The sequence below is a fragment of the Roseovarius sp. MBR-154 genome (genome assembly GCF_053628595.1).
In genome coordinates this window covers 78,335-97,757 of sequence record NZ_JBRJGR010000015.1, presented here as the reverse complement: position 1 = coordinate 97,757, position 19,423 = coordinate 78,335, and the positions used below count along the sequence as shown (strand labels likewise).

The window sequence follows — 19,423 nt, the reverse complement described above, 5'->3', positions numbered from 1 at the left end:
TGTTTGCGTTTCGACATCTCTGATCTCCTTCTCGTCGAAGATCAGCAGACTGCAAATCGTAGCTTATGTCAGTGTCCGAATTTCGGGGGGCAGCTACACATGCGGAATCTATGCATGTAGAATGTTGGTGCGTTTGATACATAAGACCGCTTGCAAGGGCCTTCCCACGCGCTTTGCAAAGCACGCGCAACCCGTTGGATCAGGGTCAGCCCCCGGCGTTGGGGAAGAACAGCTGCTGACCGTCGACCTTGTAGCTGGAAATGGCGGCCTGCCCCTCATCCGAGAGCACCCAGTCGATGAAGGTCTGACCGGCCTCGGCCTTGACGCTTTCGTGCTTCTCGGGGTTCACGAGGATGATGCCATACTGGTTGAACATCTTCGGGTCGCCCTCGACCGCGATCTGGTACTCGCCCTTGTTGCCGAACGCGATCCAGGTGGCGCGGTCGGTCATGATATAGGCCCCCATCGCCGTACCGGTGTTGAGCGTCGCGCCCATGCCCGACCCCGTTTCGCGATACCATTCGCCAGAGGCCGCCTGCGCGTCGATCCCGGCCTCTTTCCACAGCCGCAACTCGGCCTTGTTGGTGCCGCTGTCATCGCCGCGCGAGGCGAACGGCGCCTCGGACTCGGCGATCTTCGTCATCGCCGCAACCACGTCGCTTGTCCCCGCCACGCCCGCGGGGTCAGAGGGCGGGCCGACGATGACGAAATCGTTGTACATCACATCCGCGCGGCTGACGCCGTGCCCCCCGGCCACGAACTTTTCTTCAGCGGGTTTGGCGTGGACAAAAAGCACGTCGCCATCGCCATTCATGGCATTCTTGATCGCTTGGCCCGTGCCCACGGCCACGACCCGCACCTCGATGCCGGTCTTGTCCTCGAACATCGGCAGGATGTGATCGAACAGGCCGGAATTCTGCGTCGAGGTGGTGGATTGCACCACGATGAACTCGTCCTGCGCCTGTGCCGCGCCGGACCCGAGGGCCAGTGTCGCGCCGAGGGCAAGCGAAAGAAGGTGACGTCTGAACATTACACGCTCCGTTTTGGATTGGGGTTAGTGGTCGGTTGCAGTGTAGAGCCGCCCCTGCGTCCAGGCGCGGGCGGCCTCCGAGCGCGGCGCGCCCAGAATCTGATTGAGCGGGCCGCGCTCCGCGACGCGCCCGGCATGGAGAAAGATCACCTCGTCGCCCATGCGCCGGGCCTGGCCCATGTCATGGGTGACCATCACGATGGTCACGCCGCGCGCATGGGCGGCGTTGACCAGATCCTCGATCATCTGGGTCGAGGCAGGATCGAGGCTGCTGGTCGGCTCGTCGAGAAACAGCAGGTCCGGCTCGCAGACCAGCGCGCGGGCGACTGCGAGGCGCTGTTGCTCGCCGCCCGACAGCACCCGGGCAGGGTGGTTCGCCAGATCGGTGAGCCGCGCCATTTCCAGCGCCTCCTGTGCGCGGTCGGCGCGGGCGCGGCTTGCCAGCCCGTGGACCTTGAGCGCGAAATTCAGGTTGGCCAGCACCGAGCGGCGCAGCATCACGGGGCGCTGAAACACCATCGCCTGCGCGCGGCGCGCGGCGCGGTCGGGGGCATGGCCGCGCCACAGCACCTCTCCCGCAGAGGGCGTCAGCAATCCGTGCAGCAGCCGCAACAGCAGGCTCTTGCCGCTGCCATTGGCACCCATCACAAGCGTGCGCTTGCCCGGCTCAATCTCCAAGTCAATGCCGTGAATGAGGGTCTGCCCGCCCGCCGCAAAGCGCAAGCCGCGCGCCTCCAGCAGCGGTTTCGCCGCGACAGGGCGTTCTGCGAGGATATCCATCACCGTGTCACGCATAAGCCGCCCGTACCGCCGAGGCCCGGAGCGCCATCACCCCGGCATTGACGATCACCGCCAGCCCCAAGAGCAGCACGCCAAGCGCCAGCGCCAGTTCGAGATTGCCCTTGGAGGTCTCCAAAGCGATGGTCGTGGTCATCACCCGCGTCACGTGGTTGATATTGCCGCCGACGATCAGCACCGCCCCGACCTCGGCCACCGCGCGGCCAAAGCCGGCAAGCGCCACGGTCAACAGGCTATAGCGCGCGTCCCACAACAGCGCCGCGACCCGCTCACGTGCCGTCAGGCCGAACGACGCGAATTGCTCGGCATATTCGCCGTGCAGGTCCTCGACCACCTGTTTCGTCAGCGCCGCGACGATGGGGGTCACGAGGATGGTCTGCGCAATGATCATCGCCGTGGGTGTATAGAGCAGACCCAAAATGCCGAGCGGCCCCGAGGCCGACAGCATCAGGTAGACAAACAGCCCCACCACCACCGGCGGCAATCCCATCAGCGCATTGAGCAGCACCGTCACCGTGCCGCGCCCGCGAAAGCGGAAAGCGCCCACGATTGCGCCCAAGGGCAGGCCGATCAGGCAGGCGATGGCCACCGCCGTCAGCGTCACGCGCAGCGACAAAAGCACGATTTCGCTCAGGTCCCGGTCCCATGTCAGGATTAGGCCGAGCGCCTCTGCCATGATGTCACCAAAGCTGAACAAATGCGATTTCTCCCCTCACCGGGAAAAAAAGCACAAAAACACATATCAATCCAGAGCGAATTTGCCCGGATGCTCAGATCGGCCGCAATCGCCAGAGGCGCAGGGGCTGGTGCAGTTCGGGGCCGTGCGGGCCTTGGGTTGCGTGGCGTGCGAAAAGCCGCGCGATGGTCTCGCGCTGCGCCTCGGCCACCGCGCGTCGGGCGGGATCGACGCGGGCGAGGGTGTCGATGAACGCCTCGGTGTCGGCCACCGGCGTGGGCCGGGTCCATGTTTCCGGCGCGGGGCCGGTCGCATCCCCTGCCGCCAAGAGCGCATCAATCGCGGCCATGGCGGCGCGGCGGATCTCGGTTTCATCCTCCACCGGGCGCATCACCTCGAAGAACGGCCCCTCGGCCAAGGGTTCCACCACGATCACCTCGCCGCCGGGGCGCAAAACCCGCAACGCCTCTTGCAACGCCTGCCCCATCAGAGGCACCGGCACGTGATGCAGGGAATTGAGAAACACGCAGGCATCGAAGCTGCCCCGATCAAACGGCAGCGCCTCGGCCCCGGCAACCGTGAACAGTGCCTCGGGCACGCTCTCTTGCGCCGCTGCAATGGCGTCGGGTGCCGGGTCGATGCCGGTCACGGCAAGGCCCTCGCGGACCAGCCGCCGCGCAAGGGCACCGTGGCCGCAGCCGATATCGAGCACGTCGCGCGCGCCTCTCTCCTTCAGGGTCGCAACGATCCGCTCGCCCGTGTCCATCGCCTCACGCTTCTCCGAATTCGTCGCGCAGCGCATCCGTATGCGCCCCCAGACCGGGCACCGGGCCGGGTGTGGCCGGGGTGTCGTCGATCAGCGCGCCGGGGGCGAGCATCCGCACCGGGCCGCTTGGCGTCTGAGCGGTGACATAGCGGTTCTGTGGGTGGCTCAACACGTCTTCCATCTCGCTCACCCGGCCATAGGCGATGCGCGCGGCGCGCAGGCGGTCGGCCATCTCGTCGCGGGTCACACCGGCAAAGACCGGGCGCAGCACCGCATCGAGCGCGGCGCGATTGGCGACGCGATTGGAATTGCTGTCAAAGCGCGGATCGCTGGCGAGCGCGGCATCGCCGAGGATCGTCTCACAGAACATGGCCCATTCCCGCTCGTTCTGGATCGAGATCAGCACCGATTTGCCGTCGCTGCCCTCATAGACACCATAGGGCGCGATGGTGGGATGATTGAGCCCCGCACGCGGCGGCACCTTGCCACCATAAGCATATTGCAGGAAAGGAACGTTCATCCAGTCGCTGAGCGCGTGAAAGAGCGACACCGCGATATGCCGCCCCGTGCCGGTGCTGGCGCGCCCGATCAGCGCCTCGAGGATGGATTGATAGGCGGTCACGCCCGCCGCGATGTCGCAGACCGACACGCCGGTGCGCGCAGGCCCCGCCGCATTGCCGGTGATCGACGACAGCCCGGTTTCGGCCTGCACCAGCAGGTCATAGGCCTTGAGACCCGCCAGTGGCCCCTCCTCGCCATAGCCCGAGATCGACACGGTAATAAGGCGCGGATTGTCGGCGCGCAGCCGGCCCGGGGCAAAGCCCAGCCGGTCGATGGCCCCCGGCGCGAGGTTCTGGATGAAGATATCGGCGCGGGCCAGCATCCGCTCCATCAGGGCGCGGTCGGCCTCTTGCCGCAAATCAAGACAGACCGATTCCTTGCCCCGGTTGAGCCAGACGAAATAGGCGCTCTCGCCATGCACAAGGCTGTCATAGCCGCGCGCGAAATCGCCCTCGGGGCGTTCCACCTTGATCACCCGCGCCCCCGCCTCGGCCAGACGGTTCGAGGCATAGGGGGCGGCGACCGCCTGTTCGAGCGAGACGACGAGAAGACCGGAGAGGTCGGTGCGCATGGGGGCCTCCTGAGTGGATCGGGTTCGGCGCACCATGCCCCAGGGCGGGGGAATGGAAAACCCCGGGGCGAATATTCCATTACCCGTCAAAACCTGCCAATCAGGGGCGGCAAGAAAACGAAGGGGCTGGAATGACGTCTTTTGATCCAACGGCCGAGTTTGCCGATATTCGCGATGGCGTGGCGCAGGTCTGCGCGGGGTTTTCCGGAGCCTATTGGCGCGATCTGGATGTGCGGCGGGCCTATCCCAAGGAGTTTGTCGACGCGCTTATCCGCGAGGGCTATCTCGCGGCGATGATCCCCGAAGAGTACGGCGGATCGGGGCTGAACCTGACGGCGGCGGCGGTGATCCTGGAGGAAATCCACCGCTCAGGCTGCAACGCCGCCGCCTGTCATGCGCAGATGTACACGATGGGCACGCTGCTGCGGCACGGGTCAGAGGCACAGAAGGCCGCCTATCTGCCGGGCATCGCCGACGGCACGCTGCGCCTGCAGGCCTTTGGCGTGACCGAACCCACAAGCGGCACCGATACGCTCGCGCTCAAGACCACGGCGCGGCGTGACGGCGATGACTATGTCATCAACGGCCAGAAGATCTGGACCTCGCGGGTCGAACATTCCGACCTGATGATCCTGCTGGCGCGCACGACGTCGCGCGATCAGGCCAAGTCGAAAACCGACGGGCTGTCTGTCTTCCTCGTCGATCTGCGGGACAAGATCGGCAACGGGGTCGAGATCCGCCCGATCCGCACGATGATCAACCACGCCACCACCGAGGTGTTCTTCGACAACCTGCGCATCCCGGCGGACAGCCTGATCGGAGAGGAAGGCAAGGGCTTTCGCTATATCCTCTCGGGCATGAATTCCGAGCGTATCCTGATTGCCGCCGAATGTATCGGGGACGCCAAGTGGTTTCTGAAAACCGGGTCGGATTACGCACGCGAACGGGCCGTGTTTGGCGAGGCCATCGGCGCCAATCAGGGCGTGCAGTTTCCGCTGGCCCGGGCGCAGGCGCATCTTATGGCGGCCGAAGCCATCGTCTACCGCGCGGCGGCGATGTATGACGCAGGCGACAACCCCGGCGTCGAGGCCAATGCCGCCAAGCTCCTGGCGTCCGAGGCAAGCTGGGAGGCGGGCGAGGCCTGCATGCAGACCCATGGCGGCTTTGCCTTTGCCGAGGAATATGACGTGGAGCGTAAATGGCGCGAGGCGCGGCTTTACCAGATCGCGCCGATATCGACCAACCTGATCCTGTGCTATATCGCGGAGCAGGTGTTGGGGCTGCCGAAATCCTACGGGCCGGGACGGGGAAAGTGAGATGAGCGATTACAGCGACTGGATCGGTTGGGGCTATGCGCGCTCGGAGCCGATCTCTGAGCGGCTGATCACGCAGTATCGCGCGACGCTCGACGGGTATCTCGCCGAGGCCGAGGTGCCGGTGGGCCTCCATTGGTGCCTTGTGCCGGATGCGGTGGCCCCGGACAAGCTGGGCCGCGACTGTCACCCGAAGACCGGCCTCTTCCTGCCTGCCCTGCCGCTGCCGCGCCGGATGTGGGCGGGGGGTGAACTGACGTTTCACGCCCCCTTTGCGCCCGGTGATCTGGTGACCCGCGAGACGGTGATCGAGGATGTGGCGTTCAAGGAGGGGCGCAGCGGCAAGCTGGGCTTTGTCACGCAGCGCCATACCTACACGGTATCGGATGACATGCGGATCTCAGAGCGGCAGGACATCGTCTATCGCGAAGACCCCAAGCCCGGAGAGGCCCGCGCGCCCCAGCGGGCCGAGGATTGGCCGGACGCCACGGCATGGCAGATTACCCCTGACACGGCTCTGCTCTTTCGATTCTCGGCGCTCACCTTCAACGGCCACCGCATCCATTACGATCACCCCTATGCCACCGGGGTGGAGGGATATGAGGGCCTTGTCGTGCACGGCCCGATGCAGGCGGTCTGGATGATGAACCTTGCCACGCACCTGATGGGGCACCTGCCCGCACGGTTCAGCTATCGCGGCCTCTCGCCGCTGATCTGCGGCGCGTCGGTCGCGGTCGAGGCGCGCGTCAGCGACGAGGGGCTGAGCCTTCGGGTGCGCCGCGAAACTGACGGCGTCGCCACGATGGCCGCCACCGCCTATCGCTGAGGCCCTGACGCCCCGTCGCCGAAGCCGCCCGCCGTCGGGGTGATTACCGTCACCGCCTCGCCCGGCTCCAGCACCGTCTGGTCGCAGGCCCTGAGGGCTTCTACCGTCCCCGACAGGCGACGCACTTCGGTGCGCCCGACCGCGCCCGCACCGCCGCCTTGCACGCCTTGCGGCACGCGGCCGCGATGCGACGACAGGATCGCGCAATCCATCTTTTGAAGGAAACGAATGGTGCGGGTGGTGCCGTCGCCCGCCGCGACCGCGCCGTGCCCGCCCGAACCGGGGCGAAGCGCGAAGTTTTCCAGCAGGACGGGAAAGCGGAGTTCGAGGATTTCCGGATCGGTCAGCCGCGAATTGGTCATGTGGACATGCACGCCCGAGGTGCCGGAAAAGAGCCGCCCGTCATTGAAACGCCCCGCGGGCGAGCCTGCGCAGATCGTCTCGTAATACTGGAACCGGTCATTGCCGAAGGTGAGGTTGTTCATCGTGCCCTGGGAGTTGGCGATCGCCCCCATTGCCCCGAAAAGCGCGTTGGTGACGTGCTGCGAGGTCTCGACATTGCCCGCCACCACCGCCGCCGGGTAGCTTGGGCTGAGCATGCAGCCGTCGGGGACGACGATGCAGATGGGGCGCAGGCAGCCCGCGTTCATCGGGATGGGCGCCTCGACCATCACCCGGAACGCGTAGAGCACGGCGGCGCGCGTGACCGGCTCGGGCGCGTTGAAATTGTTGGCCTGCACCTCGGACGTGCCGGTGAAATCCACCGTTGCCTCTCGCGCGGCGCGGTCAACGGTGATCTTGACCCGGATCATCTGACCGGTATCGGTGGGGTAGTCGTATTGCCCGTCCGAGAGTTTTTCGAGCACCCGCGCCACCGCCTCGGCGGCGTTGTCCTGCACATGGCCCATATAGGCCTGCACCACGTCGAGGCCGAAATTGGCGACCATCTTGCGCAACTCGTTGATGCCGCGCGCGTTGGCGGCGATCTGAGCCTTGAGATCGGCCACGTTCATGTCGGGGTTGCGGCAGGGGTAAGGGTGATCGGTCAGCAGCGCGCGCAGCGCTGCGTCGCGGAATTCTCCCTGTGCGACCAGCCGGAAATTGTCGATCAGCACGCCTTCCTCGTCCACCGTGGTGGCGAGCGGGGTCATCGAGCCGGGGGCGGTGCCGCCGACATCGGCATGGTGCCCGCGAGAAGCGACCCAGAACAGGATCGTTTCCCCCTCGGTGTCGAAAACCGGTGTCACCACGGTGATGTCGGGCAGATGCGTGCCGCCATTATAGGGCGCGTTGAGCGCGAAGACATCGCCCGGGTGAATGTCGCCTGCATTGAGGCGGACCACCGTCTCGACGCTGCGATCCATCGAGCCCAGATGCACCGGCATATGCGGGGCATTGGCCACAAGCGCGCCGTCGGCTTCGAAGACCGCACAGGAGAAATCGAGCCGTTCCTTGATGTTGACCGATTGCGCGGTGTTCTGCAGCGTCACGCCCATCTGTTCGGCGATCGACATGAAAAGGTTGTTGAACACTTCCAGCAGGATCGGGTCGGCCTCGGTCGTGCCTATGGCCATGTCGCGGCTGGCGCGTTCATGGCGGGTGAGCAGGACGTGATCGAGGGCGGTGATCTGCGCCTGCCAGCCCGGTTCGATTACGATGGTCTGGTTGTCCTCGATGATCAGCGCGGGGCCGGTGACGGTATTGCCGGGAGCGAGGGCCGCGCGGCGAAAGACCTGCGCCTCGGCCCAGTCGTCATTGCAAAACATACGGATGCGTATGTCACTCGGCACCTCGGTTTCGTGGGTCTCTGACTCGCCTTCGGGGGCGGCGGGGGCGGCGCTGTCGACGGCCTCCACTTCGGCGCTGTCGATGATCACCGGCGTCTCGGGCGTGATGAACCCGAACTGCGCCAGATGCGCCGCCTCGAAATCGGCGCGGGCCTGTTCGGGGGACTCATACCCCACAGGCAGGGCGGTATCGGTGCCATCATAGCGCAGGTGCAGGCGCGGACGGGTCTCGGCCTCGGCCACGCCCTGCGCGCGCATTTCCTGCAGCACCTCGGCGGTGAGATCGTCGAGCACCGCCGTGATCTGCCCGGCACCCTCGTCGAGCGGCGCCACAACCATCTGCTGCCGCGTGGCGCTCACCCGCGCCAGCCCGATGCCATAGGCCGAGAGCAGCCCGGATAGCGGATGGATCAGCACCTTTTCCATGCCGAGCGCATCGGCCACGAGGCAGGCATGCTGCCCGCCCGCGCCGCCAAAGGAATTGAGCAGGTAGCGCGTCACGTCATAGCCGCGCTGCACCGAGATCTTCTTGATCGCGTTGGCCATGTTCTCGACCGCGATGCGCACGAACCCTTCGGCCACCGCTTCGGGGGATTTGCCGTCGCCTGCCTCTGCCGCCACATCGGCAAAGCGCGCGGCCACGGTGTCACGGTCGAGCGGCTGATCCTGTCCGGGGCCGAAGATCGCCGGGAAGAACTCGGGGTTGAGCTTGCCCAGCATGACATTGGCATCGGTCACCGTCAGCGGCCCGCCATTGCGGTAACAGGCCGGGCCGGGATGCGCGCCGGCGCTGTCGGGGCCGACGCGAAAGCGGCCCGGCTCGGCATGCAGGATCGAGCCGCCGCCGGCCGCCACCGTATGGACCCGCATCATCGGCGCACGGATGCGAACGCCCGCCACCTCGGTGTCGAAGGCGCGCTCATAGTCTTCGGCGTAATGCGCCACATCGGTCGAGGTGCCGCCCATGTCGAAACCGATCACCTTGTCGAAGCCCGCGAGCGATCCGGTCTGCGCCATGCCCACGACGCCGCCCGCCGGGCCCGAGAGGATCGCATCCTTGCCCTGAAACCGCTCGGCAGCCGTCAACCCGCCCGAGGACATCATGAATTGCAGGGTCGGGCCATCCTCGCCCGGTGGCGTCGCGCCAAGTGCGGCGGCCACCCGTGCCACGTAGCGCCGCAGGATCGGCGAGAGGTAGGCATCTACCACGGTGGTGTCACCGCGCCCCACCAGCTTGATCAGCGGCGAGACCTCGTGGCTGACCGAGACCTGCGCAAAGCCCGCCGCGCGCACGGCCTTGGCCACGGCCAGCTCGTGTTCGGGGTTCTTCCACGCGTGCATCAACACCACGGCGGCGGCATCTATGCCCGCCGCGCGGGTCTCGGCCAGGTCATTGGCGATGGCGGCCAGATGAAGCGGGGTTTCGACGGTGCCATCGGCGCTCAACCGTTCGGGCACCTCGATCACCCGGTCGTAAAGCTGTTCGGGCAGCAGGATTTCCTTGGCGAAGATATCGGGCCGCGCCTGATAGGCGATGCGCAGCGCGTCGCGGAAACCCTTGGTGATCAGCAGGACCGTGGCATCGCCCTTGCGCTCGAGCAGGGCATTGGTGGCCACAGTGGTGCCCATCCGAACGGTGCCGATGCGCGCGGCGTCGATGGTGCCGCCCAAAAGGCGGCGAATCCCCTCGATGGCGGCATCCTCATAGGCTTCGGGATTGTCCGACAGCAGTTTGAGCGGCTCCATCGCGCCCTCGGGGCTGCGCCCGATCACATCGGTGAATGTACCGCCACGGTCGATCCAGAACTCCCAAAGTTTCGTCATTATGCGTCCTCCCCGCCGTGCAACAATGACAATTTGTTGACAAAATGCAAGTGACAGGTCAGGCTTTCCTCAGAACCGGGGCAACACCCGGCACCAGATCAAAACAGAACCCAGGGAGACGACCATGAAATATTTCACCACTCTGGCCCTGTCGGGGGCCTTCGCCATGAGCCTCGGGGCCGTGCAGGCACAGACCGCATGGGACATGCCGACACCGTATGGCGATTCGGTGTTTCACACCCAGAACATCATGCAATTCGCCGATGAAGTCGCGAGCGCGACCGAGGGCGGGTTGACCATCACCGTGCATTCGGCGGGCTCGCTCTATGCCCACCCGGAAATCCGCGATTCGGTGCGCCGGGGCCTGGCACCGATTGGCGAGATCCTGATGTCGCAGCTGGCCAACGAGGACGCGGTCTTCGGTGTTGATTCGGTGCCGTTTCTGGCGGCAAGCTATGAGGATGCCTCGAAACTCTGGGCCGCCTCGCGCAATCAGATCTCGGCCAAGCTGGCCGATCAGGGGCTGACCTTGCTCTTTGCCGTGCCGTGGCCGGGGCAGAGCCTCTACCTGACCGAGGAAATCGACTCGATCTCGGACATGCAGGGCGTCAGCTTTCGCGCCTACAACACCGCGACCGAGCGGCTGGCACAACTGATGGGCGCAGTGCCGACCACGGTCGAGGCGGGTGACATTCCCACCGCCTTTTCCACCTCGCGGGTCGAGGCGATGATCACCTCGCCCTCGACCGGGGTGTCGTCGCAGGCCTGGGATTTCGTCAGCCATTATATCGACACGCAGGCCTGGCTGCCCAAGAACATGGTTTTCGTCAACACCCGCGCCTTCGAGGCGCTGAGCGCCGATCAGCAGCAGGCGCTGATCGAGGCTTCGGCCGAGGCGGAACTGCGCGGCTGGGAAATGTCGATGGCCGAGACCGAGGAAAAGATCGCCGCCCTCAAGGAGAATGGCATGCAGGTGTCGCAGCCCTCCGACACGCTGGCCCGCGAATTGCGCGAGATCGGCGAGACCATGACAAAGGAATGGCAGTCGCAGGCCGGGGATGCAGGGGCCGCGATCCTGTCGGCCTATAACGCGCGCTGATCCTGACTGATCCTGACTGGCGCGGGGTGAAACGCCCCGCGTCCCTGCTCTGACAGAAAGGGGGCGCGCATGATCCGCAGGCTGCTCGACCGTCTTTACAATGTGGGTTTCGTTCTTGCCGCATTGGCGCTGGTGGCGATTGCCGTGCTGGTGCTGGTGCAGGTCATGGGCCGCGTCATCGACAAGGCGATGCTGGCCACAGGGCAGGACCCCGTCGGCATCGCCATCACCTCGCTGTCGGAATTCGGCGGATTTCTCTTCGTCGGCGCGGTTTTCATGGCACTTGCAGGCACGCTGCGCGCCGCGGGCCATGTGCGGGTGACGATGCTGACGCAGTCTGTCCCACCCGGCCTGCGCCGCGCCCTCGCGGGGGTGGTGGTGCTGCTCGCGCTCGGGCTTGGGGCCTTCGCGCTCTACAGCACCTGGGTGCAGGCGTGGGACTCCTGGACGTTCAACGCGGTTTCCTTCGGCATGGCGAAATTCCCGCTCTGGATACCGCAGGGGGTGATGGTGCTGGGCCTCGTGATCTTCTGGATCGCGCTTCTGGACGAGGCGCTCGCCGTGCTGCGCGGGCAAGACCCGGCCTTTCTGCGTGCCGAGGCCGAGAAACAGGGCAAGACCGATGGGCATTGAACTTCTGTCGCTGATCCTCGTGGTGATCCTGTTTGGCTGTCTGGCGCTTGGCCTCTGGGTGGGGTTTTCCCTCATTGCCGTCGCACTCGCCGCGATGATGCTGGCCTCGACCGCGCCTGCGGAACTGGTGTTCGGCACCAAGGTATGGGGCGCACTCAACATCTGGGATCTGACGGCGCTGCCGATGTTCATCTGGATGGGCGAGATCCTGTTCCGCTCGCGCCTGTCGTCGGACATGTTCTCGGGGCTGGCGCCGCTCACGGGTCGGCTGCCGGGGCGGCTCTTGCATGCCAATATTTTCGGCTGCGCGCTTTTCGCCGCCGTCTCGGGCTCTTCGGCGGCCACCACCGCCACGGTGGGGCGCATGTCGGTGCCCGAACTCACCCGGCGCGGCTATGACGACCGGATGATCATCGGCACGCTGGCCGGGTCCGGCACCTTCGGCTTTCTGATCCCGCCCTCGATCATCCTGATCGTCTACGGGGCGGCCACCGAGCAGAGCATCGCGCGGCTGTTCCTTGCGGGCATCGGCCCGGGGCTGCTGCTGGCGTCGCTTTTCTCGGGTTACACCATGCTCTGGGCGCTGACCCATCGCGACAAGATGCCTGCGGCAGAGCCCGCCACCTCGCTCGCGGACAAGCTGCGCGCGGTGGTTCTCCTGGGGCCGACGATCCTCTTGATCATCGCCGTCATCGGCTCGATCTACGCCGGGCTCGCCTCGCCGACCGAGGCGGCGGTGGTCGGCGTGCTGGGCGCGCTGATTCTGTCAGCCATAGGCGGTTCGCTCAACTGGGAGAGCACATGGGGCGCGCTGCGGGGTGCCACGATCACCACCTGCATGATCTCCTTCATCCTTGCGGGCGCGGCCTTTCTGACCGTCGCCATGGGCTATACCGGCATTCCTCGCGCGCTGGCGGCGTGGATCGGCGAACAGGGCTATTCGGCCAACATGCTCCTGGCCGCATTGGTGGTGTTCTTCATCGTGCTGGGCATGTTCCTCGACGGGATCTCCATCGTGGTGCTGACCACATCCGTCATCCTGCCGATGGTGCTGGCGGCGGGGATCGACCCGATCTGGTTCGGGATCTTCCTCGTGCTGGTCGTCGAGATGAGCCAGATCACACCCCCGGTGGGCTTCAACCTCTTCGTGCTGCAATCCATCACCGGACGCAGCATATTCGAAATCGCGCGCCACGCCTTTCCCTTCTTCCTTCTGCTGGTGCTCGCCACTGCTATCCTGACCCTATTCCCGGAGATTGCGCTATGGATCCCTCAGACGATGCTGGCGCGCTAGGGCCGGTCGTGTCCTCGGCGCATCTGGCGAATTCCGGCCTGCCGGAACTGTCGGAGATGGAGTTTGCCCTGACCATGGCGAACAACGCCTTTCAACGCTGGATCGTGCGTTGCATGACGGCCTCGGGCATGCCGGGGCTGACCCCGCTGGAGGTGCTGATCGTGCATCTGGTGCATCACCGCGAACGGCCCAAGAGCCTCGCCGATATCTGCCTCGTGCTGAATATCGAGGACACCCATCTGGTGAGCTACGCCGTCAAGAAACTGGCCGGGCACGGGCTGATCACCGCCGGGCGCTCGGGCAAGGAAAAGACCGTGCAGATCACCGCAGCCGGGCAGGATTATTGCACCCAATACGGGCACGTACGTGAACGGCTTCTGGTGCGCTCGGTGCGGCAGTTGGGGCTCGACAAGGCGGAGCTGTCGCGGCTGGCGGGCCTCTTGCGCACGCTCTCGGGCAGCTATGATCAGGCGGCGCGGGGCGCAGCGGCGCTGTGATACCGGCTCTTCAGGCGCTGGCGCGGCATGGGCGGCTTGTTCTGGTGCTTGGGCTGCTGGCGGGCATTCTCGCCCCCGGCCTTGCCCGCGCGATGGAGCCGCTGATCTTTCCGCTGATCGCGCTGATGCTGTTTCTCGCCACCCTGCGGGTGGATGTGGTCGTGGCCTTTCCCGGTGCACGCGCCCTGCCACGGTTCCTGCTCGCCACGCTGATCCTGCAGGTGGTCCTGCCGCTTTGCGCGATTGCCGGGCTTTGGGCCTTGGGCGCGATGGAGACGATCATCGGGATCGGGGCGGTGCTGGTGCTGGCCGCCGCCCCGCTGACCGGCAGTCCGGGCCTGACCATCATGGCAGGTGGCGATCCGGCCCCGGCCCTGCGGCAACTGGTGCTGGGCACGGCGCTTTTGCCGCTGACGGTGCTGCCGGTCTTTTGGGTGCTGCCGGTCTTTGGCGCGCCCGAGGTGGTGGCGATGGCCGCGCTGCGCCTGCTGGCGGTGATCGCACTGGCGGGGGGCGCGGGGATGCTCTTGCGCCGCGCGGCACCGTGGCTGCGCGGGGCCGAGGGGCAGGGTGCGGTCGATGGCCTGATCACGCTGGTGATGGCGGTGGTCGTGGTGGGGCTGATGTCGGCAGTGGGGCCTGCGATCCTTGCCCCCTCACGCGACCTCTGGCTGACCCTCGCCGCTGTCTTCACGCTCAATTTCGGCGCGCAGATTGGCGCGCTACTCCTTCTGCGCAAGGGTCCCGAGGCCGACGCCACCCCCGCCCTCGCCATCGTCGCGGGCAACCGCAACCTCGCGCTCTTTCTCGGCGCATTGCCGCCCGAGACCGGCGCGGCGCTGCTCCTCTTCATCGGTTGCTATCAACTGCCGATGTATCTCACGCCGCTGATCATGGCCCCGCTCATCCGCCGCCTCGCGGGGTAAACCGCGCGGGGCCATGCGGATTGACGCTGCCTGCGAACCTGCTACGACACGCTCCATGCTGAGCATCTTTCTCCAGACCCTGCCCTTCTTTCTGATCATCGGTCTGGGATACGGGGCCGGGCGCAGCGGGTTCTTTCCCGAAGAGGCCACGGCCTGGCTCACGAAATTCGTCTTTTACTTCGCGCTCTCGGCGATGCTGTTCCGGTTCTCTGCCAATCTGACGCTGTCGGACGTGCTCGACTGGAATTTCGTGCTGGCCTACCTGGCGGCGACCGCGCTGATCTATGGGGTGGCGACCGTCGTCGCGATGCTGCGCGGCGTTAGCCTGTCGGAAACTGCGATCGAGGCGCAATGCGCGGTGATCGGCAATGTCGGGTTCCTCGGGGTGCCGATGCTGGCGATGCTGATGGGCGAGGCGGCGATCGGCTGGGTGATGGTGGTGCTGGCGGTCGATCTCATCGTCTTCGGCTCGCTGGTGGTGATCCTGATCACCGGCTCGCGCGACGGGCGGGTGAGTCTGCGGATCTTCCGCACCGTGGGGCTGGGCCTGCTGAAGAACCCGATGATCGTGTCGATCGTGCTGGGGCTCGCATGGTCGGCGCTGCGCCTGCCGATCCCCGATCCGATCAACGCTTTCGTGCGCATTCTGGGCGATGCCGCCACCCCCGGCGCGCTCTTTGCCATCGGCGCATCGCTTGCCTCGAAATCGGCGGAACGCGCCAGCGTGGCGGGGTGGCTCTCGTTCTGCAAGCTGGTGCTGCACCCCGGCGCGGTGGCCATATCGGCGCTGATCCTCTTCGAGGTGCAGCCCTATGCGGCGGCAGTGATGATCGCGGCGGCAAGCCTGCCGGTCGCGGGCAATGTCTTCATGATCGCGCAACATTACGGCGTGGCCCCCAAACGGGTGTCATCTGCCATCCTTATATCGACGGTCGCGGCCATCGTCACAGTGTCGCTTGTGATCGGCTGGGTCGCTCCGCTTTACTGAACAGTTACCAGGATGAAAGAGGAGAAAGACATGGAAACGGTTTCGCAGAACGCATGTTTCGGCGGCACGCAGGGGGTCTATACGCATAAATCCGACGCCTGCGGCTGTGACATGACCTTTGGCCTCTTCCTGCCTGCCGAGGCGCAGGACGGCCCGGTTCCGGTGCTGTGGTATCTCTCGGGCCTGACCTGCACCCATGAGAACGCCATGGTCAAGGCAGGCGCGCAGGGCTGGGCGGCGGAACAGGGCATCGCATTGGTCTTCCCCGACACCTCGCCGCGCGGCGAAGATGTGGCCAATGACGAGCCCTATGACCTCGGCCAAGGCGCCGGGTTCTATGTCAACGCCACCCAAGAGCCCTGGGCGCCGCATTTCCGTATGTGGGATTACCTGGCTGATGAACTGCCCGCGCTTTTGGGCCGCGAATTCGCTCTCGACATGGACCGGCAGGCGATCACCGGCCATTCCATGGGCGGGCACGGCGCGCTGACGCTGGCGATGTCGCTGCCGGGCCGGTTCCGCTCGGTCTCGGCCTTTTCCCCGATCTGCAACCCCACGGGCGGCGATTGGGGCCGCAAGCAGTTCGCGGCCTATCTCGGGGCGGACGAGGCCGCATGGGCCGCCCATGATGCCAGCCTTCTGATGGCCGAGCGCGGCTTTGACGGGCCGGTTCTGGTCGATACCGGCACCTCCGATCAGTTCCTTGAGCTCTTGCGCCCCGAAACGCTCGCCGCAGCCATGGCCGCACGGCGGCAGGAGGGCACGTTCCGCATGCAAAAGGGCTATGATCACAGCTATTTCTTCATCTCCACCTTCATGGAAGATCACGTCACCTTCCATGCCGAGGCGCTCTATGCGGAGTAGGACATGAGCCATTACGACCTGATCATCATCGGCTCCGGTCCCGCCGGGCGCGCGGCGGCCATTCAGGCCGGCAAGCTCAAGCGGCGGGTGCTGGTGATCGACAAGAAGGACAAGCTGGGCGGCGTGTCGGTGCATACCGGCACGATCCCCTCCAAGACCCTGCGCGAGACGGTGCTCAACCTCTCGGGCTGGCGCGAGCGCAGCTTCTATGGCCGATCCTACCGGGTGAAGGAGGACATCGAGGCGCAGGACCTCAAGATGCGCCTGCACAAGACGCTCGATTACGAGGTCGACGTGCTGGAGCATCAGTTCAACCGCAACCATGTCGATACGCTCAACGGCGTGGCGCGCTTCACCGATGCCCATTCGATCGAGGTCGCGACCGAGGCGGGCGAGGTCACGCGCCTCACCGCCGACCGGTTCCTGATCTCGACCGGCACCAAGACCTACCGGCCCGACACCGTGCCCTTCAACGGCAGCACCGTGGTCGACAGCGACGAGTTTCTCGAACTCGGGCAGATCCCGCGCAGCCTGATCGTGGTCGGTGCGGGCGTGATCGGTGTGGAATATGCCACCATGTTCTCGGCGCTCGACGTGCGGGTCACCCTGATCGAGCCGCGCGAGACCTTTCTCGATTTCATCGACCGCGCGATCATCCGGGATTTCACCCATCAGATCCTCGAAAACGGCGTCGATCTGCGGCTTGGCTCGGCCATCGACAAGATCGAGGATGCGGGCAAACATGTAGAGGTGAGCCTTGCCAATGGCCGCCACGTGCGCGCCGAGATGCTGCTTTTCGCCGCCGGACGGATGGGGGCGACGGACAAGCTCAACCTTGGTGCCGCCGGGCTGGAAACCGACCATCGCGGGCGGCTCGAGGTGGATCGCAAGACCTATCAGACCGCCGTGCCGCATATCTACGCGGCCGGTGACGTGATCGGGCATCCCTCGCTTGCCTCGACCTCGATGCAGCAGGGCCGCGTCGCCGCCTGTGACGCGCTCGACACGCCGACATTGCCCGAAAGCCCGTGGTTCCCCTATGGCATCTACTCGGTCCCCGAGATTTCCACCTGCGGCATGTCCGAAGAGGAAATGCAGGAGCGCGGCATCCCCTATGAGGTCGGCGTCGCCCGCTTTCGCGAGACCTCGCGCGGCCATATCATGGGGCTGGAGCACGGGCTCCTGAAGATGCTCTTCTCGCTCAAGACCCGCCGGGTGCTCGGCGTGCAGATCGTGGGCGAAGGGGCAACGGAACTGATCCACATCGCGCAGGCGGTTCTGAACCTCAAGGGCACGGTGGATTACTTCGTGCAGAACACCTTCAACTACCCGACGCTCGCCGAGGCCTACAAGATCGCCGGTCTGGACGCGTTCAACCGCATGCCCATCCCCGAGGAATACAAGGTCAAACAGGGCGGCAAGAAGGCCAAGAGCGCGTGAGCCTCTACGTCGACGCCGATGCCTGCCCCGTCAAGGACGAGGTCGAGCGGGTGGGCACCCGGCACGGGCTGCGGATGTTCATCGTCTCCAACGGCGGCTTGCGTCCCTCGCGCAATCCGCTGGTCGAGACGGTGATCGTGCCCGACGGTCCCGACGTGGCCGACATGTGGATCGCCGAACGCGCGGGGCCGGGCGACGTGGTGATCACCGGGGATATTCCGCTGGCTGCAAGATGCGTCGAGGCCGGGGCGCAGGTGCTCAAGCACAACGGCGAGGCGCTGACGGCGGCCAATATAGGCAATGTGCTGGCCACCCGCGATCTCATGGCCGACCTGCGCGCCGCCGATCCGTTCCGCCAGGGCGGCGGCAAGGGGTTCACCAAGGCCGACCGCTCGCGTTTTCTCGAGGCATTGGAGCGTGCGGTGCGCCGCGCGAAGGATGTCTGCGGCTGAGACGGCTGTGATGCTGGGTGCTTGTGCCGATTTTGGCCTGGAGCGGACCTTCGCCTCTAGCACCAATGCGCGGAATCAAGGTGCCGGAGGCACCGCCGCGCAGCGCCCGACCGCCCCCCGGGCGGGCGCCTTTGCAACGTGTTAAGTACTTGAAAACGCATAAATATTTGACTAATATAAAGTGCGTTCCGGCAAGGTTGTAGCGCCCACCCGCGGTCGGGCACCGCGCGGCTCTTCCCTGAATCCGCCAAGGTCCGCTTCAGACCCACCCTCACCCAAGCAATTGCGCCACCATCCGGCTCTCGGTCTTCTCGAGCGCCTCGATCACGTCGAAATGGTGCCGCCGTCTGGCAATCTCGTGCCCGGTGCTCCAAGCCTCGGCCAGCCATCGCGCCTGATCCAGAAACACAGGCCGTTCCTCGGCCCCGACCCAGACCGTGACCGGCACGGGCAGAGGGCGCATCAGCGCCGGGCTTTCGGCCTCCGCCGCCTTCATATCCAAGCGGAATTGATCGTTCATCGAGGTTTGCAGGAGTGGCCGCAAGTCCGAAACCGGCGAGATTGGCATGACATGGCTGAGCCGAGCGGCCACCTCGGTCGGCAAAACCCCCTGCACCGCCATGCGCGCCACCAGATGCCCACCCGCCGAATGCCCGGCAAGCGCGATCCGTCCTTCCACCCGGGCTGCCGCCACCGTCACGGCGAGGCTGATCTGTCGGGTGATGTCGGCGATCCGCACCTCCGGGCAGAGATCGTAGGACGGCATCGCCACTGCCCAGCCCCGCGCCAATGGCCCCGCGGCCAGATGCGACCACAAGGACCGGTCGAACCGCAGCCAATAGCCGCCATGCACGAAGACCACGAGGCCCTGCGCCGTTCCTCTGGGGTGAAAGAGATCGAAGGCCTGCCGCGCGCCCTTGCCGTATGGTAGCCCGAGTTCCGCACGCCGCTCCGCACCTAGACGCGCGCGAAACGCCTCTGCGGCGACGGTCCAGCGCGCCGGATATTGCGCCCCGTCCGGAATATGGGGGACATTGGCATAGGCGTCGTCCAGTTCCACGGCGTGATCTCCCTTATC

18 protein-coding genes are annotated in these 19,423 nt (G+C 65.7%); 11 read left to right on the top strand and 7 right to left on the bottom strand.

The genetic code is table 11. The annotated features are described in order from the left end of the window. Positions 1–205 precede the first annotated feature (205 nt). The 5 genes from ACSSV4_RS16575 to ACSSV4_RS16555 form a co-directional block, all read right to left on the bottom strand. On the bottom strand, positions 206–1,030 hold the full coding sequence (locus ACSSV4_RS16575; protein ID WP_454276207.1) for a substrate-binding domain-containing protein: 825 nt from the start codon (positions 1,028–1,030) through the stop codon (positions 206–208). A 24-nt stretch (positions 1,031–1,054) separates the two neighbouring features. After that, a complete protein-coding gene (locus ACSSV4_RS16570) occupies positions 1,055–1,825 on the bottom strand; it encodes an ABC transporter ATP-binding protein (RefSeq protein ID WP_454276206.1) in 771 nt (256 codons plus the stop codon). After that, positions 1,818–2,525, bottom strand: coding sequence for an ABC transporter permease (locus tag ACSSV4_RS16565; protein ID WP_454276205.1), 708 nt, complete (start codon positions 2,523–2,525; stop codon positions 1,818–1,820). Before ACSSV4_RS16565 ends, ACSSV4_RS16570 begins: the two co-directional genes overlap by 8 nt. A gap of 73 nt (positions 2,526–2,598) precedes the next feature. Then, positions 2,599–3,306: a class I SAM-dependent methyltransferase gene (locus ACSSV4_RS16560; protein ID WP_454276204.1), complete on the bottom strand. Its 708-nt coding sequence runs from the start codon at positions 3,304–3,306 to the stop codon at positions 2,599–2,601. Then, positions 3,275–4,402, bottom strand: coding sequence for a CaiB/BaiF CoA transferase family protein (locus tag ACSSV4_RS16555; protein WP_454276203.1), 1,128 nt, complete (start codon positions 4,400–4,402; stop codon positions 3,275–3,277). The genes ACSSV4_RS16560 and ACSSV4_RS16555 overlap by 32 nt, the downstream gene beginning before the upstream one ends. 131 nt (positions 4,403–4,533) lie before the next feature. Here ACSSV4_RS16555 and ACSSV4_RS16550 point away from each other — a divergent pair, with 131 nt between their 5' ends. Further along, positions 4,534–5,718, top strand: coding sequence for an acyl-CoA dehydrogenase family protein (locus ACSSV4_RS16550; protein WP_454276202.1), 1,185 nt, complete (start codon positions 4,534–4,536; stop codon positions 5,716–5,718). A gap of 1 nt (position 5,719) precedes the next feature. Beyond that, positions 5,720–6,541 carry an FAS1-like dehydratase domain-containing protein gene (locus ACSSV4_RS16545; protein WP_454276201.1) on the top strand — a complete coding sequence of 274 codons (822 nt, stop codon included), beginning with the start codon at positions 5,720–5,722 and terminating at the stop codon, positions 6,539–6,541. Here the strand turns inward: ACSSV4_RS16545 and ACSSV4_RS16540 are convergent. Continuing rightward, on the bottom strand, positions 6,532–10,152 hold the full coding sequence (locus ACSSV4_RS16540) for a hydantoinase B/oxoprolinase family protein (RefSeq protein ID WP_454276200.1): 3,621 nt from the start codon (positions 10,150–10,152) through the stop codon (positions 6,532–6,534). The genes ACSSV4_RS16545 and ACSSV4_RS16540 overlap by 10 nt on opposite strands. Before the next feature lie 124 nt (positions 10,153–10,276). On the opposite strand from ACSSV4_RS16540, the gene ACSSV4_RS16535 reads away from it, so the two are divergent. From ACSSV4_RS16535 to ACSSV4_RS16495, 9 genes are all read left to right on the top strand, one after another. Beyond that, positions 10,277–11,251, top strand: coding sequence for a TRAP transporter substrate-binding protein (locus ACSSV4_RS16535; protein ID WP_454276199.1), 975 nt, complete (start codon positions 10,277–10,279; stop codon positions 11,249–11,251). Between the two features lie 69 nt (positions 11,252–11,320). Further along, the gene (locus tag ACSSV4_RS16530) at positions 11,321–11,884 is read left to right on the top strand and encodes a TRAP transporter small permease (RefSeq protein ID WP_454276198.1); all 564 of its coding nucleotides are present in this window, start codon (positions 11,321–11,323) and stop codon (positions 11,882–11,884) included. After that, positions 11,874–13,178 (top strand): TRAP transporter large permease, encoded by a 1,305-nt coding sequence (locus tag ACSSV4_RS16525; RefSeq protein ID WP_454276197.1) that lies wholly within the window; start codon positions 11,874–11,876, stop codon positions 13,176–13,178. The genes ACSSV4_RS16530 and ACSSV4_RS16525 overlap by 11 nt, the downstream gene beginning before the upstream one ends. Further along, a complete protein-coding gene (locus ACSSV4_RS16520) occupies positions 13,148–13,675 on the top strand; it encodes a winged helix DNA-binding protein (protein ID WP_454276196.1) in 528 nt (175 codons plus the stop codon). Before ACSSV4_RS16525 ends, ACSSV4_RS16520 begins: the two co-directional genes overlap by 31 nt. Beyond that, positions 13,672–14,601 (top strand): hypothetical protein, encoded by a 930-nt coding sequence (locus ACSSV4_RS16515; RefSeq protein ID WP_454276195.1) that lies wholly within the window; start codon positions 13,672–13,674, stop codon positions 14,599–14,601. The genes ACSSV4_RS16520 and ACSSV4_RS16515 overlap by 4 nt, the downstream gene beginning before the upstream one ends. Before the next feature lie 55 nt (positions 14,602–14,656). Beyond that, positions 14,657–15,589, top strand: coding sequence for an AEC family transporter (locus ACSSV4_RS16510; protein WP_454276194.1), 933 nt, complete (start codon positions 14,657–14,659; stop codon positions 15,587–15,589). A 30-nt stretch (positions 15,590–15,619) separates the two neighbouring features. Further along, positions 15,620–16,453 (top strand): S-formylglutathione hydrolase, encoded by an 834-nt coding sequence (gene fghA, locus ACSSV4_RS16505; RefSeq protein ID WP_454276193.1) that lies wholly within the window; start codon positions 15,620–15,622, stop codon positions 16,451–16,453. A 3-nt stretch (positions 16,454–16,456) separates the two neighbouring features. Further along, entirely contained in the window at positions 16,457–17,893 is a 1,437-nt protein-coding gene (gene sthA, locus ACSSV4_RS16500) for a Si-specific NAD(P)(+) transhydrogenase (protein WP_454276192.1), read from the top strand. Then, a complete protein-coding gene (locus ACSSV4_RS16495) occupies positions 17,890–18,345 on the top strand; it encodes a YaiI/YqxD family protein (RefSeq protein WP_454276191.1) in 456 nt (151 codons plus the stop codon). Before sthA ends, ACSSV4_RS16495 begins: the two co-directional genes overlap by 4 nt. Before the next feature lie 271 nt (positions 18,346–18,616). On the opposite strand, the gene ACSSV4_RS16490 is transcribed toward ACSSV4_RS16495, so the two are convergent. Continuing rightward, entirely contained in the window at positions 18,617–19,405 is a 789-nt protein-coding gene (locus tag ACSSV4_RS16490; protein WP_454276190.1) for an alpha/beta hydrolase, read from the bottom strand. Positions 19,406–19,423 lie beyond the last annotated feature (18 nt).

Coding starts and splice junctions, on each gene's coding strand:
- ACSSV4_RS16575 (WP_454276207.1), bottom strand. CDS start 1,030: ATGTTCAGACGTCACCTTCTTTCGCTTGCCCTCGGCGCGACACTGGCC.
- ACSSV4_RS16570 (WP_454276206.1), bottom strand. CDS start 1,825: ATGCGTGACACGGTGATGGATATCCTCGCAGAACGCCCTGTCGCGGCG.
- ACSSV4_RS16560 (WP_454276204.1), bottom strand. CDS start 3,306: ATGCGCTGCGCGACGAATTCGGAGAAGCGTGAGGCGATGGACACGGGC.
- ACSSV4_RS16555 (WP_454276203.1), bottom strand. CDS start 4,402: ATGCGCACCGACCTCTCCGGTCTTCTCGTCGTCTCGCTCGAACAGGCG.
- ACSSV4_RS16550 (WP_454276202.1), top strand. CDS start 4,534: ATGACGTCTTTTGATCCAACGGCCGAGTTTGCCGATATTCGCGATGGC.
- ACSSV4_RS16545 (WP_454276201.1), top strand. CDS start 5,720: ATGAGCGATTACAGCGACTGGATCGGTTGGGGCTATGCGCGCTCGGAG.
- ACSSV4_RS16540 (WP_454276200.1), bottom strand. CDS start 10,152: ATGACGAAACTTTGGGAGTTCTGGATCGACCGTGGCGGTACATTCACC.
- ACSSV4_RS16535 (WP_454276199.1), top strand. CDS start 10,277: ATGAAATATTTCACCACTCTGGCCCTGTCGGGGGCCTTCGCCATGAGC.
- ACSSV4_RS16530 (WP_454276198.1), top strand. CDS start 11,321: ATGATCCGCAGGCTGCTCGACCGTCTTTACAATGTGGGTTTCGTTCTT.
- ACSSV4_RS16525 (WP_454276197.1), top strand. CDS start 11,874: ATGGGCATTGAACTTCTGTCGCTGATCCTCGTGGTGATCCTGTTTGGC.
- ACSSV4_RS16520 (WP_454276196.1), top strand. CDS start 13,148: ATGGATCCCTCAGACGATGCTGGCGCGCTAGGGCCGGTCGTGTCCTCG.
- ACSSV4_RS16510 (WP_454276194.1), top strand. CDS start 14,657: ATGCTGAGCATCTTTCTCCAGACCCTGCCCTTCTTTCTGATCATCGGT.
- fghA (WP_454276193.1), top strand. CDS start 15,620: ATGGAAACGGTTTCGCAGAACGCATGTTTCGGCGGCACGCAGGGGGTC.
- sthA (WP_454276192.1), top strand. CDS start 16,457: ATGAGCCATTACGACCTGATCATCATCGGCTCCGGTCCCGCCGGGCGC.